This is a genomic window from Kordia jejudonensis (assembly GCF_001005315.1).
Lineage (GTDB): Bacteria > Bacteroidota > Bacteroidia > Flavobacteriales > Flavobacteriaceae > Kordia > Kordia jejudonensis.
In genome coordinates this window covers 49,823-65,946 of record NZ_LBMG01000031.1, presented here as the reverse complement: position 1 = coordinate 65,946, position 16,124 = coordinate 49,823, and the positions used below count along the sequence as shown (strand labels likewise).

Annotated in this window: 9 protein-coding genes; 6 read left to right on the top strand and 3 right to left on the bottom strand. The window is 34.1% G+C overall.

All coding sequences use genetic code 11. From position 1 onward, the window contains the following. The first annotated feature begins 138 nt into the window (after positions 1–138). The gene (locus AA089_RS15400; protein WP_046757869.1) at positions 139–1,077 is read left to right on the top strand and encodes an NAD-dependent epimerase/dehydratase family protein; all 939 of its coding nucleotides are present in this window, start codon (positions 139–141) and stop codon (positions 1,075–1,077) included. 64 nt (positions 1,078–1,141) lie between these two features. Here the strand turns inward: AA089_RS15400 and AA089_RS15395 are convergent, their stop codons facing one another. From AA089_RS15395 to AA089_RS15385, 3 genes are all read right to left on the bottom strand, one after another. After that, a complete protein-coding gene (locus AA089_RS15395) occupies positions 1,142–3,919 on the bottom strand; it encodes a CHAT domain-containing protein (protein ID WP_046757868.1) in 2,778 nt (925 codons plus the stop codon). A 935-nt stretch (positions 3,920–4,854) separates the two neighbouring features. After that, positions 4,855–6,171 (bottom strand): S8 family peptidase, encoded by a 1,317-nt coding sequence (locus AA089_RS15390; RefSeq protein ID WP_046757867.1) that lies wholly within the window; start codon positions 6,169–6,171, stop codon positions 4,855–4,857. Positions 6,172–6,279: 108 nt separating this feature from the next. Then, positions 6,280–9,918, bottom strand: a complete 3,639-nt coding sequence (locus AA089_RS15385) for a T9SS type A sorting domain-containing protein (protein ID WP_082113298.1) — start codon at positions 9,916–9,918, stop codon at positions 6,280–6,282. A 164-nt stretch (positions 9,919–10,082) separates the two neighbouring features. On the opposite strand from AA089_RS15385, the gene AA089_RS15380 reads away from it, so the two are divergent. The 5 genes from AA089_RS15380 to AA089_RS15360 all read left to right on the top strand — a co-directional run bounded on the left by AA089_RS15380 (position 10,083) and on the right by AA089_RS15360 (position 15,972). After that, the gene (locus AA089_RS15380; protein WP_046757865.1) at positions 10,083–10,640 is read left to right on the top strand and encodes an RNA polymerase sigma factor; all 558 of its coding nucleotides are present in this window, start codon (positions 10,083–10,085) and stop codon (positions 10,638–10,640) included. Further along, positions 10,637–11,443: a tetratricopeptide repeat protein gene (locus AA089_RS15375; protein ID WP_046757864.1), complete on the top strand. Its 807-nt coding sequence runs from the start codon at positions 10,637–10,639 to the stop codon at positions 11,441–11,443. Before AA089_RS15380 ends, AA089_RS15375 begins: the two co-directional genes overlap by 4 nt. A 138-nt stretch (positions 11,444–11,581) precedes the next feature. Continuing rightward, positions 11,582–12,799 carry a lanthionine synthetase C family protein gene (locus AA089_RS15370; protein ID WP_046757863.1) on the top strand — a complete coding sequence of 406 codons (1,218 nt, stop codon included), beginning with the start codon at positions 11,582–11,584 and terminating at the stop codon, positions 12,797–12,799. Between the two features lie 7 nt (positions 12,800–12,806). Then, the gene (locus AA089_RS15365) at positions 12,807–15,062 is read left to right on the top strand and encodes a lantibiotic dehydratase family protein (RefSeq protein ID WP_046757862.1); all 2,256 of its coding nucleotides are present in this window, start codon (positions 12,807–12,809) and stop codon (positions 15,060–15,062) included. Then, the gene (locus tag AA089_RS15360) at positions 15,055–15,972 is read left to right on the top strand and encodes a thiopeptide-type bacteriocin biosynthesis protein (RefSeq protein ID WP_046757861.1); all 918 of its coding nucleotides are present in this window, start codon (positions 15,055–15,057) and stop codon (positions 15,970–15,972) included. The genes AA089_RS15365 and AA089_RS15360 overlap by 8 nt, the downstream gene beginning before the upstream one ends. The last annotated feature ends 152 nt before the right edge of the window (positions 15,973–16,124 follow it).

Below are 16,124 nucleotides of genomic sequence, written 5' to 3'. Positions count from 1 at the left end.
ATAGATTTACATATATTTGTAATCATTTTTTACTCGATAATCGAGATTTAAAATGCTGTGAGGCTTACCTCATTATATGAATGTAGATTCTTTATAAATGTCTTGTGGACTTGTCCTGACATAGTTGATTTTTTTTTGATGAGTACAAAAGTTTTGATTATTGGCGCCTGCGGACAGATAGGCACAGAGTTAACGGCTGCGTTACAAACTACTTATGGTGCGTTAAATGTGATTGCTTCGGATATCCGAAAAAGTGACAATGACGTGTTTGCAGATAGTCCTTTTGAAATTCTTGACGCTACGAATAAGGAGCAAATTAGAGCCTGCATTGAAAAACATCAAATTACAGATGTGTATTTGATGGCTGCATTGCTTTCTGCAAAAGCGGAAAAAAATCCTGAGTTTGCTTGGGAATTGAATATGAATTCTTTGTTATATGTACTCGATTTTGCGAAAGATAAGTTGATTGAAAAGGTTTTTTGGCCAAGTTCAATTGCAGTTTTTGGTAAAAATTCTCCAAAAGTACAAACACCTCAACATACGATTATGGATCCGTCTACAGTGTACGGAATTAGTAAGCTTTCGGGTGAACGTTGGTGTGAATATTATCATAAAAATCATGGAGTTGATGTTCGAAGTGTTCGCTATCCAGGTATTATTAGTTGGAAAGCTAGACCAGGTGGAGGAACGACAGATTATGCCGTTGAGATATTTCACGAAGCACTTGAAAAAGGTTCTTACACTTGTTTTTTGAAAGAAGATACGGCGCTTCCAATGATGTTTATGGATGATGCGGTACGTGCTACGATTTCTATTATGAATGCCGAATCTTCAGCTATCAAAATTAGATCGTCATATAATATTTCGGCAACGAGTTTTACACCAAAGGAGTTGACTTCCGAAATTCAAAAATTATTACCTGATTTTACTATTGAGTACGCTCCTGATTTTAGACAACAGATTGCTGATAGTTGGCCAGAAAGTATTGATGATACCGATGCTGCAAATGACTGGAATTGGTCTGCACATTTTGACACAAAGGCTATTGTTGCTGAAATGATTGAAAATTTGAGGTAGTTTTCTTGGGTCTTGGGTCTTGGGTCTTGGGTCTTTAAAAATACTTTTACTTTTTAACTTCTATTTACGCTGTTTTTCCTTTTTTACGTTTTCTACGAATTGATACACCAAGTACGATTAGAAATATGCTTGCAAAACTGTAGTATATGTAGTTGTAATTTTGCAAATTTTTTATGGGTTGCACATCACCTGTAATGGTCAATGCGCTCCAGTAATATGGCGACGCTTCACTTGTGTTTTTGTTTTGCTCAATGTAGGTCAATTTGGCTTTTTGCAAGGCTTCCGATTTGGTATCTCCGTTGATGATATTTTTGTAAAATTCTTGAATGATATCATTACTCGCTTTTTCGTTGATATCCCACAGGGAAGATACGACACTTTTTGCACCAGCGTTAAAAAATCCTCTTGCTAAGCTCATGACACCTTCGCCTTTTTTGAGTTCGCCATCGGAGGTTTTACATGCACTCAAGACAACTAATTCGGATTGATTTTTGGTAAAATAGAGTTCGTCTAGTGTCATTATTTCGTCATGAAAAGCCATCCAAGGAATTGTATTATTAATACCTCCATGCGTGGAAAGATGCACTATTTTATAGTTTCCATATGCTTTTTTGAAACGTTCTTTTGTTGCTTTTTCATATTGAAAATGATTCGCATTAAAAATATCGGTCAGCTGTTCTAATTCATCTGTACTTGTTGCCAATGCGCCAAATTGATCGTTTTTGAATTTTGTTGGTGCGATTGCGATGAAATTTTTAGGGATTTTAGTGGCATTTTGTTGTGATTGCGCTGCGGAAGACAACGAATAGTTATAGTGAATTTCAGCACTCTTGATGAAGTATTCTTCATTGGAAGTCAGCAATGCTTCAAAAGGAATGTATTGTAATATTCCGTCAGCAATGATTGTAATTTTCTTTTGTTGGAGCAGTGTTTCCGCATCGTCAAACGGAATTAATTGTTGGTATAGTTTTTTGGCAACTTCCGTATACGTATTTTTATCATTGGTATTTACAAAAGGCTTTGAAACCGCATTTTTATACGTTGTTGCTGTAGCAATAAGTTCTTTGGTAATTGGCAACTCTTTTAATTGAATCTTCTCAGCATTTATTAAGGTGACAAATCCTTTTTCTTTTCCAACAATGTATTGTAGTATTAATTCGTCACTTTTGAGTTGTTTTTGAACTTCTTCAAGTTTTACAGTATTGATATTTTTTTTGTAGTTGTAATATTTTGGGAATTCTGTTTCTAATGAATCGATGAACGCTGTATATTCTTTTTTGTATTGAAAGACATTATTTTTAAGTGAATCAACTACTGGGTTTTCCTTATTTGTATATTCTTGAATTTCAGATTCTATCGTTTTTATGGCTTTGATGAGATTTTGTTCACGTTCCAAAATGTTTTCAGGGAGTTTTGATAAGCGTTTTGCGGTGGCATTTGTCATGTTTTCTAACAATACCATCGCTTTGTTTTTTTCCATGAAGGAGAATGCTTTTTCGGGTTGTTGTAATTTATTGCACACTTCAACAGCTTTTGGATAGAACGTAGCGCCTTTTTTTCGCCAGAATAGTTTTGATAAGTCTTCTCTACTTTCTACATATATAATATCAATTAATTGATCGGCAAGTGTGAACGTTTCTAGGGCATTTTCGAGGTATTCGGACTTTTTTTCGACATCGTAGTAAGCAATCCAACCGTTTGCTTTGTCTATTAGGTATCCTAAAACGTCAATTTTATTCACAGAAAATTGGAGATCTTTATAATTTGGCAGTTTTTGATAGTCAATATCTTTAATTTGAAGTGCTTGCGTAATTGCTTTTTGGTAGTGAATAAGTGCTTTTTTGTGGTTATTTTCGATTTGATAAATGTCAGCAAAATTGTTTGAAATCATTGCCATCAATGTCATATCGTCTTTGGCGTAGATTAAAGATTTATTTAGGTACTCTTTGGCAACTGAAAACTCATCTTCCTTCTTACTAATAATACCTAAATTCATATAACTGATAGAAGTTTTTGAAGAATCTTCAATTGAATGAGATAATTGTAAAGATTTTTGGTAACTGTTTTTAGCTTTTAAGTAAAATTTATTTGAGTCATAATATGATCCTAAATTCCAATAAGCAACTACTTTATCGTTCACTTTAATATCATATTTTAAACCAATACTATCTAATTGCACTTCAATATTAACTATCTCGCTCATAAACTTTGAATCATAATCATTCACTAATAATTCTAATTTTGAAACTAATGTTTTATATAATTGTTTGTAAATATCTTCTAGTTTTGAATCAGTAACTTTTTTTAAAATAGAAATAGACTTATCATAATTATCTGTAGCTTTTTTAAAATCTCCTAATTTACTGTAAATATTGCCTACAATTCGATATACCTTTCCATGATTAATACTTTCGTTAGGATAGCGTTTAAAATAATCGCTGATTGTATTTAAACATTTGTAATACTGTTGATCTTTATTTAAAAAAACTATTTTATTTAAACGATTCTTTTCAAAACTTTCAATATCAGGATCTCCGAGTTCAATAGCTATTTTCTCAATTTCGTCAATATATGAAAATGATTTTTTAAGATCTGAGAAAACTAATTCTCTAATTATACTTCGATAAATTTTTACTAACTCTAGTGTATCAACTTTTATGTTTTCTTGAAGTAACAAACTGTCTACTAATTGTTCTTTTTCAACTAAGGTAAATTCTTTTAAATTAGTTTGTTCATAATAGTATTTAGACAATTCTATAGTTTGTCCTTGAAGTGAATAACAAACGAGTAAAAAAAGTATTGTGAGTGTGAATTTATGAGTTTTTGAATTAAAAATAATCATATAAATAGGAGTATTAGGCTTTTGACATAAATCTATAAAATATTTGGTATCTTTCTTACGTTATTACTATTTAAAACATTTATTATGAAAAATTTACACCGTATTTTTAAACTAAAACAATTTCAAATATCTTCAACTATTAGCGCCAAAATAAATGGTGGAGATAAAAGAGCAACAGCGAAGTCTGACGAGGAAATTGAATAAACTTAAAAAGTTCATCTCTTTTGCAATGTTGTACATTCAAATCCCGTTATCCAACGGGATTAATTCAACTATCAATGTTAGATACTCAGATCCCGTTATGCAATGGGATTAATTTAACTATCAATGTTGCTTGCGTCTTTCAGACTTCTCAAAACTCCATAAAGATTGAGATCCCATTATGCAACGGGATTAATTCAACTATCAATGTTGCGTGCGTCTTTCAGACTTCTCAAAACTCCGTAAAGGTTGAGATCCCGTTATCCAACGGGATTAATTCAACTATCAATGTTGCGTGCGTCTTTCAGACTTCTCAAAACTCCGTAAAGGTTGAGATCCCGTTATCCAACGGGATTAATTCAACTATCAATGTTGCGTGCGTCTTTCAGACTTCTCAAAACTCCGTAAAGGTTGAGATCCCGTTATCCAACGGGATTAATTCAACTATCAATGTTGCGTGCGTCTTTCAGACTTCTCAAAACTCCGTAAAGGTTGAGATCCCGTTATCCAACGGGATTAATTCAACTATCAATGTTGCGTGCGTCTTTCAGACTTCTCAAAACTCCGTAAAGGTTGAGATCCCGTTATCCAACGGGATTAATTCAACTATCAATGTTGCGTGCGTCTTTCAGACTTCTCAACATTGAGTTTCATTAAGGTAAAAGAGGAGTTGTGACACTCCCCTTTTGAATAGTCTAAATGCAAGATTACCTAAACCTAATTTAAACTATATATTATTGAGGAATATGCTTGGCATATCTTATTTCATGTAATTCTGGATTGTATATACAGTTTGACAATAATGTTGATTTTAACATATTTGTGGACATTCCATCTACATATAATGAACCTACATATCCTGTGGTTAATGCTGCTGAAAAAGAAGTTCCACTAATATACACCACTTGATTATTGTAAGTAAACGGAATATTTTGTCCTTGTGCTGCAATGTCTACTGTAACTTGTCCTCTGTTAGAAAAATCAGCTAATGGTGAATTAGAATTTCCACTAGGAAAACCAACTACATCTGCTGCATAATGAGGATTATTGAATCCTGAATTTTGCATTCCTAAACTAGCGACAGCAATAATATTATCAGTATCATAAGAAGATGGAAAATGAGCGACTTGATCCGTATTTACGCCGCTATTTCCTGCTGAAGTAACTACAAGAATTGTATCTTCTACATCCGTTACAAATTTTTGTAATAATTCACGCTCTTGGTGATACCAACCAAAACTCATGTTTATGATATCAACATCTTGTTTGTTTGCCGCAAATTGAAAACCACACAACGCATCAAAATATCGAATATTTCCAAACTTGTTTGCCACTTTTACTGGTAGTATTTGATAGCTTGTATTTGTAGCATCAAGTTTAGACATGATTAAATCTGTTACGATAGTTCCATGTCGTCCGTAGTGGTTATCATAAGGATTGTTGTTATCTTCAACGAAATTCCAACCAAACATTTCAGTTTGCCCATTATTTACACATGCATTTTGATTACTGTTATATAAAAAAGGTTGTGTAAAACCTGGATAATCATACATGATTCCTGTATCTAACACTGCAACTGTAACACCTTGGTTAGCAGCTACTGTTTTTGCTAAACCTTGTTCTGTGGAAGCGATTCCGCCATAGTCTATAAAAATATCTTCTTGAATTCGTATGATTGGATTGTATTCTGCACCTTCTATTTCTTCATCAGCCTTGGCAGTTCCTTTTCTTTCTTCCAAGCCGCCGCCAGCAGCTCCTCCTTTGTCAAAAATCCATAGTTCTAAATTTGGATCGGCACATTCACATTTTTTATAATCTTCTATATTATATTCTTGTCTTTTAAGTATTTTTTCTGCTTCTGTAGTTCCGTCAGGATATAATATGACTAATTCATTACCTTCTGAGTTGGAAGTGTTGTAAGCACCACCTTTTTCAGGTGCTTCAAATGTTTTTGTTTCTTTTGCTGTTTCTTCAATATTGAGTGCTTCTGTTTGACAACCATATAAAATGATGCATAATAGGGCAATACAGCTTACAAATACTTTTTTCATGTTTTTTTAAAGTTTAAATTAATACTAAGTGTGTAATAATGGTTTAGGTATGATAAAAATTCCAGCCAATCGAAATTGACTGGAATTCTCTTGCATTATTTTACTTTTTTATTCTATAATAACTTTCTTAGTAATGGTTTCTGAATCGGTCGTAATCACGAAGAAGTACATTCCTGGTGACAATACTGATTTTCCATTCCAAGAGATGGTGGTATTTTGATTTTCTATACGATTATTATCGAAAGATTTGATTAGGATTCCATCAAAACGATATACTTTAATTGTAAAGTTAGTTTTGTCGCTTCCTGATATTTCGATATTCATATTACCGTCATTTGGATTTGGCGAAATCTTCGCTGAAGTTTTCACATCCACTGCTGCGTCATGTGGTTTGGTAGGACCATAACAAGTTACACAATCTGCTTCAGACCATAAAATCTGATCTTCACACTTCACTCCAACTTTCCAGCTGAAACAGTTAGATTCTCTAATGAAAGGCAATTGTGTTGAAGTTCCTATAACTTCCCATTGATTAGATACTTGTGATGATGGCGGACGTAAAGGTTCACAACATGCATCCCAATTTACCTGAACAATATACGTTTGGTTAGGATCACCTATCCAGCTCATTCCTGCTCTTCTACAATCGAATCGTAAGTCTGTAGCCACATCACATGGTCTTTCTTCACATTTGATTTCTACTGATTTAGAAGTAGATACTGTAGTTTCACATCCTTCAATATCGGTTACCGTCCATGTCATCGTAATGTCATATATTCCATTACCTGGGAATGTATAGTAAATTCCGTTTCCTGAAGATGTAATTGGTGTTCCATTGTTTATTGTGAAACTATATTCTTCATCAGCAATTTGATCAGAAGAACAGTTAACAATTGAACTCGCTGATATTGAGTATAAACAGTCGTCAGTTACTTCAAATATATTTAAGTCTCCAAGTGTTAATTCGTCACATAAACATTCTTTTTCACATTCGTAGAAGAAACAATCTTGATATACACATTCTTTACCATATTCAATTTTTGTGGCAGTGAAACAAATTGGACCATCATCCATTGGCAAGTCAACTAAAACATTTGTTGCCATTGATCCATTATTCCAACTAAATGAGTCGTAATCATCGATATCTATTGAATCGCCATTTGCGTCTACCAACTCTATGAATATGAATCCTATTTCACACGGCTCGCATTCACCATCATCACTGCTAGCACGAAGTTCTCTGTAGACTCTTAGTCTGTCTAACTCCGTTTGAATTTGTGCTTGTTGTGCATTTTGTGCGCTACTTTTTTCAAGAGATTGACTTGCTGATGCAGCTTCCATTGCTTTTTCAAGTGCAGTTTGGTATGCTTGTAACTGAGGAATAGATGGACATTCGTATACTTTAATAAAAATATCTTCATCACAACAGTCTTCATAATATGTAACAATGTATTGACATCCGTTTGGATATGTAATTGTTGCTTGCCAGTTTTCTTCTGCTGAAACGAAAATCCAATCTTGAATATCGTTTTCATCTTGAGGTGTATCTAAGTTATCCCAAACAATGGTAATTCCGTTTCCATTTGAAATGGTACTTCCGTCACTACTTAATACATGAACTGGCCATTGATCAGCAGTACAAACTACTTCTGGACAACTAGGATGTTGCCAATATGGAATAATATATGGTTCATCATTACAACATTTAGGTACTTCGATGTATACATCTTTTAAACAGTCGAAATAATCGGTAAGACCAATCCATAATGTCCAATCGCCATCACTGACATCAAAAGGTCCTAATTGTAAGTCGACAACATTAGTAGTACCACTATAAATTACCGTTTCAGAACCATCGCTTTCAAGCTTTTGTTTTGCCATCCAAGGCAATCCGTTTGTTCCTGTAACAGTAATTGTAACGTGATAGAAATCATCTGAATAATCGGATGGTGTACCATTGTCATCACATTCTCCTATTGTTACTGCGTAATCTAAGTCACAAGGTGGTGAGCATGCTTCTGGCACTTGAATTGTAACGTCTGTATGACAATCATTGTCTCCATCATCAAATACTACAAAGTTTGCTATTCCGTTAGTGTAATCTGAGATTAATCCCATGTAAATGGTTTTAGGATCATTGTAAGGTCCTGCATCACTATCTGGCGTAGTTGCTCTCCAAAAAGTACCCGAAGAGTTGGTTACATTTAATACAAAAGACCATGTATCATCACTTGGATCTGTAGTTCCTTGATCGTCACAAATAATATCTGATATTACAGCATCAATATCACAACAGTCAGGATTGTTAAAAATGTAATCGTTGTTTTGTCCTGGAATTGTATGTACATCATCTGAACCTTGTGTTTCTCCAGCAATACCAAATGTAGCGTTTACTTGAAAATCATAACCTCCAGTTTGCGATGGAAAATCTCCAGCTGTAACTGAAAAACATACTGTATTTCCTGTAATTACTCCATTTGTTAACGTGTTTACAACCTGTCCGTTTTGTACAATATCTAAAGAGGTATTATTTGCGGTAAGTGTTCCTGTTTCTCCGTTTAATTGTGGTAAGGTAAAATCTGCACATACATCAAAAGGAAAGTCAACTTCACACGGATCAAATTCATTTAAACGAATACTTCCTTGAAAATCTGATCCTGGCACACATTCATCAGCACAAATATCATCTACATATGCATATCCAAAATGTCCACCTGCTCCACAGTCTGCTGCTATGAATTCTAAATTAATAACATCCCCTACTTCTCCAGAGATTTTTAATTCAGCACATGTCCAGTTTTGCCATAAAACAGTTGATAATCCACAACCATCATTTACAATACCATTTAATTCATTAAAGAAAGGGTTTCCTGCTGGATTTGAAATAACACAAACTCTATCCAATTCAGTATCGTTTCCATCTAAAGCTCTAGCTACAAAAATTGGATTCCCATTGTTATGATCTGGAAATTCAGCAACCAATGCATAGTAAAAACGAACCGTTTGGATACCACTTTCTGTAAGTGTTATTGGTTTTGTTAATCTATTAATTCCCCAATCTGGCCAACACCTTCCATAAGTATCATTCGTAGGGTTTACCATAGGTTTTGGACCGTTGATTCTAGCTGCAAATTGATTTCCCATAGTAGGACTGTTGGGATTTATCATGCTTAACGTTTGTCCGCCAGCTGCTACAATAGGATCATTTCCTGCGCCTACAATATCAAAGTTATCTACACTTGTTGTAAATAAATTATTTGGAGTCCAAGTAAAGTTTCCAAATCCTGTAGTTGGAATTGCTCCACATTCCCCTGATGTGTAGCCTCCTGGACTTCCAAAAGCTGTATTTCCTTGATAGTTGTTAAAGTTTCCATCTTCAAAACTTCCGTTTACACATGTTGGAACTGCTTCTGCTTGATATGGAACCCAAGCTCCTGGTTTTTCACTAAAATACTTATAACGTAAGTATCCTTGTTTAAAAGATTGTAATTCAGCTTTTTGCTCACTACTTGAAAGTTGGTTATACTTTATTTCGCGTTCAGAGTTATTAAAGCCCTCTATAAATTGTTGTTTTATATCACTTGGCAGTGATTTTCGTAGATTCTCCTTTATGTAAGCATCTACTTTTTTTTCTTCTTGCAACATTTGTTGCTGTTTCGTAGAATTGTCAACTCGTGCTTGGGCTCTTATTTGGCAAAAAGAACTCATCATGAGTATACAAAACATACTTAAAATAACTTTTTTCATGCTTAAAATATGTTAGTTTGGTTAGTTCCTACTCTATTATGGTTAAAGGCTTTTCGGATTCCGCCTCATAAAATAAGTCGACTATCATATAGTTAGGCGTAAGAAATTTTGTTACCCGATTTATTTCATTAATTTTAGGAAAGCTTATAGTGAACCCTATTTTTATGTCAAATGATACTTATTTTATTGAAGGATTACGTTCTGGAGACGAAACAATATTAGAAGAAATTTATACCACATTTTTTTCAAAAGTAAAAACCTTTGTGATTCAAAATAAAGGCAATGCTACCGATGCAGAAGATATTTTTCATAATGCATTGATTCAATTATTTGTTCGCCTAAAAAAAAGACAATTAGTTATTAAATCTTCGTTTGAAGCGTACCTTTTTACCACCTGTAAAAATCTTTGGAGAAGAGAATTAAATAAAAAACGGGTAACAAAAATGAAGGTTACTGAACTGAAAAGTGAAGAAGTAGAAAATGCCCATGCATTACTTGAACAAGAAAAATGGGAGCTGTATATTGAAAAGTTTCAATTGCTCTCAGAAAATTGTAGAAAAGTATTGACATTGTTGTTTAATGGTACTTCGTATGACGAAATTGTAAAAACATTTTCATACGCATCGAAAGTAGTAGCTAGACAACGTGTTTTTAAATGCAAAGCAAAATTAACCAAGCTAATAAAGGAAGACGATTCGTTTTCTAAAATAAAGAAATTATGAGTTTTGACGATCAAACTTATGCCCAAATTGCATCTTATTTGAACAATCAAATGGATGACACCGCAAAAAAAGATTTTGAAGCACGCTTAGAAAGTGATGCCGATTTAGCCTCTTTTTTAGAAACTTATAGCACATTAGAAGGTGTGTATAATGATGAGAAATGGACAATAACCACTACAGCATCCGCAACAGAAATTAAAGAGCTTGCACAAGCATTTAGAGCTGATGATGTGGCAAATATATCCAAAAAAATACGCGCCATTCAACAAGAGAATCATCCAAAAAAATCATCCAAAAAGAAAACCTATTTCTATTATATTTCTACAGCAGTTGCAATAGCTGCCGTGTTTACGTTGTTTTATTTTTCTTTTATGCAATCGCTCACTGCAACTGACGCTTTTGATCAATATCATGATTGGAGCACACTTCCTGCGTTTCAAACCAAAAGCGATACCACTACGAGTTTAGAACAAGCACGTAACTTGTTTAAAAACGAAAAGTATTCTGAAGCACTTTCTCTATTCAAATCCTATACAAAAGGTGAAATCTACAATCCTAATGTAGCTTTGTATATTGGAGTTTCGCAATTAGAACTTGAAGAATACACAGAAGCTTTAAAAACATTTAATGTGTTAAAAAACAGTGATGCCATTGATCATCACAAAGCATATTGGTATATAGCGCTTGTACATTTAAAACAAGAAAATACAGAAAAAGCAAAAAATACGCTACAGACGCTAGCGCAACATCCTAACTTTTACAATTCTGAAAAAGCAAAAGTACTGCTCAAAAAGTTAAAATAAATATAATATTCTCTCCATTTTTATAAATTTCGAGGACTTATTTGCGTTTTTAGCATTTATAGTCTCGCATACACTTGTAATACAGCAAAAAAAGCCTTTAATTTGAGGTAGACCAAAACACGAATTACTTATAAAATTATGAATAAAGAGCTATTAGAAAAAAAGTTAAAAGAAATTGACCGAATTATTAAATCAAAACGTGCAGAAGAAACACAAATAGGAGTACTTGCTGGACTTGCGGGCATCTCATTATTTGAGTTTTACTATTCTAAATATCTTGACATTGACGATCATGCTGATGTTGGTGTAGAAATGCTTACAGATTGTATTGATAAAATCAATGAAGGATATAGCTATCCAACTTTTTGTACTGGTATTGCTGGTGCAGGTTGGGTGTTAGATCACTTAGAGCAAGAAGAATTTATGGATGCTGACAATGATGATTTACTTCCAGAATTAGATCAGTATATACACACATTCATGGTTACCGATATGAAAAATGGAAACTACGATTTCCTTCACGGTGCTATTGGATATGCATTTTACTTCCTAAATCGTTACCGAAATACCAAATCGGATGAATTGAAAGAAAAATACAAAGGTTTCATCAATGAATTTATGGACTTGTTGGAAGGTTTATCAGAAAAAGAAGGGGACGACATGCTGAAGTGGGAATCTGAATTGAGCATCGAAACCAAAGAACGCGGATACAACTTAAGTTTATCTCACGGAATGTCGAGTATTGTAGGGATTTTGACAAAATTTCATGAAAATGAAGCTTTCAAAGAAAGAGCCGAACCAATGCTCAAAGGAGCAATCAATTATATTAAAAGCCATAAAACTGAAGAAGAAGATCCGTTCTCAATATTCCCAAGTTGGATTACTGGTAAAGAAGAAGATCAAAATGGACAAAGTCGATTGGCTTGGTGTTACGGAGATTTGGGTGTAGCGATGCGTTTTTGGTATGCTTCAAAAACCTTAAACGACAAAGAACTTGGAGATATGGCATTAGAAGTTTTAAAACATTCTGCTGCTCGTACTGCGCAAGAAGATAGCATGGTAAGAGATGCTGGATTATGCCACGGTTCTTACGGAAATGCGCAAATGTTCTTAAGAATGTACAAAGAAACTGGCGATCAAGTTTTCAAAGATGCTTTCGAATTTTGGATTCAAGACGGAATCGATAGAGCAATTCATGAAGACGGTTACGCTGGTTACAAACAGTGGAAAGGTGTTGATAAGAGTTGGGAACCTGAAACTTCATTACTTGAAGGAATTGCAGGTATTGGACTCTCAATCCTAGACTACTTGGCAGATTACGATACAAATTGGGATGAATGTTTAATGATAAGCTAAAAAACAGATGAGTAAGAATCCATATAAGAATTTTTCAAAATACATATTACGAACACCTCTTTTCTCATTCTCTTCTTATCAAGAATTGACAGCTAACACTGAAATTTCAGATGAAGATTTCAAAACAGTTTGTGAAAATCCTATCGTAAAAGAAGCTCTATTCTTAGCTTCTCCATCACTTTATGAAGAAATGAACAGATGGCTTGATGGCGAAAAAGAAGATCAAAAGAAAGAAGAAAAACTACGGTATTCCATCCTAAAATATATTTCCAGAATGTCGTCAAGATGTACACCTTTTGGACTATTTGCAGGATGTTCTGTAGGAGAATTTGGAGAAGAAACCGATATTCAACTAAAAGGTTCTGCCCAAAATAAGCGTCATACACGACTAGATATGAACTATTTGGTGGCGCTTTCGCAAGATTTAGTGACGAACAAGAAAATTAGAGAACAACTCTTATTCTTTCCAAACTCTAGTATCTACAAAGCTGGACCACAATTGCGATACATAGAATACAAATACTTCAATAGTAGAAGACATCACCATATTGTAGCCGTTGATGATACGGAATACTTAGCGGTTGTGTTAGAAAAAGCTTCACATGGAGCTTCACTTTCACAATTGGCAGCACTTTTAGTAGATGATGAAATTACCATCGAAGAAGCTACCGAATTTATTGAAGAATTGGTATCAAGTCAATTGCTGATTAGCGAATTAGAACCATCCGTTTCTGGACCTGAATTCCTAGATCAAATTTGTGCTGTTTTAGAACGTTTGCAAGGTGTTGAAGACATTTTGAAAGCACTGAAAGAAGCAGACAAAAAAATCAATGCAATTGACCAATCTATAGGAAACAATCCTAAAGTATATCTGGAACTTAGTGAATTTTTACAGCAATTAGACACTGATTTTGAATTGAAATTCATGTTCCAAACAGACATGGTATTACAAAACACAAAAAATACGCTTAGTCAGTCTGTGGTTGATGATATTCAAAAAGGATATGCCTTACTAAACAGAATTACATTTCCACAAAATACCACAACACTTACGAAATTTAGAGATGCGTTTCACGAACGATTTGAAGAACGTGAAGTGCCACTTTCTACCGCGTTAGACGTTGAAATTGGAATTGGCTACAAGCAAGATCAAGGTGCAGGAGACGTAAACCCGTTAGTAGATAATATTATGATTCCTGGGCGACAAGCAAAAAATCCAATGATGGAAGTACGCTGGTCATCTATCAATGGTTTCTTGCAGAAAAAGCTTATTGAAGCATTCAAAAATGATGATTATGTAATCACATTAACGGATAATGATTTCAAAGATTACGATCTTAACTGGGACGATCTTCCAGATACCATGTCGTGCATGATTGAAATTTTAGACGGCGAAGATGGTGGTCACAAAATCAAATTTAGCGGTGGTGGCGGATCTAGTGCGGCAAACTTACTAGGACGTTTTTGTCATGGAGATCAAGAATTATTTGATTATACGCAAGAAATGGTAGACATGGAAGCGGAGATGAACAAAGATAAAATCTTAGCGGAAATTGTGCATTTACCAGAATCACGAGTAGGAAACATTTTAATGCGTCCAGATTTACGTAAATACGAAATTCCATACTTAGCAAAATCAATTAAAGAAGAAGAAGATCAACTTCCTATTGATGACTTAATGGTTTCTGTAAAAAATCATAGCAAAGTATTATTGCGTTCTAAAAAATACAACAAAGAAGTTGTGCCACATTTAACAAATGCACACAATTACTCTGCAAACTCACTTCCAATTTATCACTTCCTAGCTGACATGCAGACGCAAGGAATTCGAAGTGGAGTTGGTTTCGGATTAGGACCTTTTTCAGGAGATTTTGACTTTTTACCACGTGTAGAATTTAACAATCTTATCCTTCATGATGCAACTTGGAACTTAAAGAAAAGTCACATTGAACCGTTACTAAAAAGTAAAAACGACAATGATAAATTAACTGCCGAAATAAAAACATTGCGAGAAAGTCTTAAGATTCCGCAATACGTAATGTTAGCTGATGGAGACAACGAATTGCTTGTAAACTTTGGAAATCTTACTTCTGTGCGCATGTTACTCAACACTGTGAGTAAACGAGGTTCATTTAAACTTACCGAATTCCTTTTCAGCGAAAGCGGAGTCGTAAAAGAAGGGCAAGAATACTACACCAATCAAGTAGTAGTTTCATTTTATAACGAAAAAAAATTAACTCAAAGTAAGCAGAGCAATGAATAACGAAATACAAAGAAATTTTATTTTAGGAGATAGTTGGCTGTATTATAAAATTTATACAGGACCAAAAACCTCAGATGCTGTGCTAACGGAGATTATAAAGCCAATAGCAGAACAGCTAATTGAACACAATATCATTGACAAATGGTTTTTTATACGATACGCGGATCCAAAACACCACATACGCGTGCGTTTTCACTACACTAAACCTGAACATGTTGGAATGATCATTAACGGATTATATCCAAAGTTTAAAGAATTTATTGATCAGGATTTAATTTATAAAATTCAAATTGACACCTATCAACGTGAAATAGAACGTTATGGAGCCAATACCATGATCTTAGCCGAAGATTTATTTTACCATGACAGTAAAATGATTGTTGATTTCGTAGATATGATTGAAGGTGACGAAGGCGAAGAATTACGTTGGTTATTCTCTATTCGTGCCATGGATTCACATCTAACGAGTTACGGATACAATGATGATGAGAAGCTTGAAATCATGGATCGTTTAAAAACTGGATTCGGAAACGAATTTGGGATGGGACGACCATTAAAAAAACAATTGGATGATAAATTCCGTGCCGAACGTAAAAAAATCGAGGAATTTATGGTGTTTACTGCCGAGGAAAATCCAGATTATGAGCCAATTCTTGATGTACTGAAAGAAAAAGAAGAAGGTATCAAAGACATTGCCGCTGGGATTTTAAAACACCGAGATGACGAAACCTTAATGATGCCACTTAACGACCTTATGGGAAGTTATTTGCACATGTTAATGAACAGATTATTCAAGTCTAAAAACCGTATTCATGAAATGGTATGTTACGATTTCTTATATCGTTATTACAAATCGATGATTGCGCGTAAAAAGCACATGAACAAAAATAAAGACAAGCAGAAGAAATAATTTTTTTTGCAACTATTTTAAAAAATTGGCTGTCTTAAAAGTTTCTTAGGAACGTCATTCTGGACTTGATCCAGAATCTCATCAAACTGATTTTTAAGTATGATGAGAAACCGAATAAGGTTCGGTTTGACGATTTATTTAGCTTTTAAAAC

Bases quoted from the DNA above. Each gene is read 5' to 3' on its own strand.
- AA089_RS15390 (WP_046757867.1), bottom strand. From the start codon at position 6,171: ATGAAAAAAGTATTTGTAAGCTGTATTGCCCTATTATGCATCATTTTA.
- AA089_RS15370 (WP_046757863.1), top strand. From the start codon at position 11,582: ATGAATAAAGAGCTATTAGAAAAAAAGTTAAAAGAAATTGACCGAATT.
- AA089_RS15400 (WP_046757869.1), top strand. From the start codon at position 139: ATGAGTACAAAAGTTTTGATTATTGGCGCCTGCGGACAGATAGGCACA.
- AA089_RS15365 (WP_046757862.1), top strand. From the start codon at position 12,807: ATGAGTAAGAATCCATATAAGAATTTTTCAAAATACATATTACGAACA.
- AA089_RS15375 (WP_046757864.1), top strand. From the start codon at position 10,637: ATGAGTTTTGACGATCAAACTTATGCCCAAATTGCATCTTATTTGAAC.
- AA089_RS15360 (WP_046757861.1), top strand. From the start codon at position 15,055: ATGAATAACGAAATACAAAGAAATTTTATTTTAGGAGATAGTTGGCTG.
- AA089_RS15385 (WP_082113298.1), bottom strand. From the start codon at position 9,918: ATGAAAAAAGTTATTTTAAGTATGTTTTGTATACTCATGATGAGTTCT.
- AA089_RS15380 (WP_046757865.1), top strand. From the start codon at position 10,083: ATGTCAAATGATACTTATTTTATTGAAGGATTACGTTCTGGAGACGAA.
- AA089_RS15395 (WP_046757868.1), bottom strand. From the start codon at position 3,919: ATGATTATTTTTAATTCAAAAACTCATAAATTCACACTCACAATACTT.